The organism is Cellulosilyticum ruminicola JCM 14822 (assembly GCF_001311925.1).
Taxonomy (GTDB): Bacteria; Bacillota; Clostridia; order Lachnospirales; family Cellulosilyticaceae; genus Cellulosilyticum; species Cellulosilyticum ruminicola.
The window spans coordinates 1-792 of sequence record NZ_BBCG01000177.1 but is presented as its reverse complement, the minus strand read 5'-3'; the positions used below and the strand labels follow the sequence as shown (position 1 = coordinate 792).

At 50.8% G+C, this 792-nt stretch carries 1 rRNA gene; it reads left to right on the top strand.

Annotation, left to right across the window (positions count from 1 at the left end):
• A 23S ribosomal RNA gene (locus JCM14822_RS18765) occupies positions 1-792 on the top strand; the annotation flags it as partial.

Here is a 792-nt window from a genome sequence, read left to right as displayed (position 1 = left end):
ATGTACAGGATAGGAGGGAGACTGAGAAGTCAGAACGCCAGTTTTGATGGAGTCAATGGTGGGATACCTCTCTTGTAATACTTAACTTCTAACCATGGCCCGTAATCCGGGTTTGGGACAATGTCAGGTGGACAGTTTGACTGGGGCGGTCGCCTCCGAAAGAGTAACGGAGGCGCTCAAAGGTAACCTCAGAATGGTCGGAAACCATTCGAAGAGTGCAAAGGCATAAGGTTGCTTGACTGTGACACCGACGGGTGGAACAGGTACGAAAGTAGGACTTAGTGATCCGGTGGTATGAAAGTGGGATTGCCATCGCTCAACGGATAAAAGCTACCCCGGGGATAACAGGCTTATCTCCCCCAAGAGTTCACATCGACGGGGAGGTTTGGCACCTCGATGTCGGCTCATCGCATCCTGGAGCTGAAGCAGGTTCCAAGGGTTGGGCTGTTCGCCCATTAAAGCGGTACGCGAGCTGGGTTCAGAACGTCGTGAGACAGTTCGGTCCCTATCCGTCGTGGGCGCAGGAAATTTGAGTGGAGCTGTCCTTAGTACGAGAGGACCGGGATGGACGGACCACTGGTGCATCTGTTGTTTTACCAAAGGCATAGCAGAGTAGCCAAGTCTGGATCTGATAAACGCTGAAGGCATCTAAGCGTGAAGCAGACCACAAGATAAGATTTCCCATTCCGAAAGGAAGTAAGACCCCTTAGAGACTATGAGGTTGATAGGTTGGAGCTGTAAGTGTAGTAATACATTTAGGTGACCAATACTAACGGTTCGAGGGTTTGACCT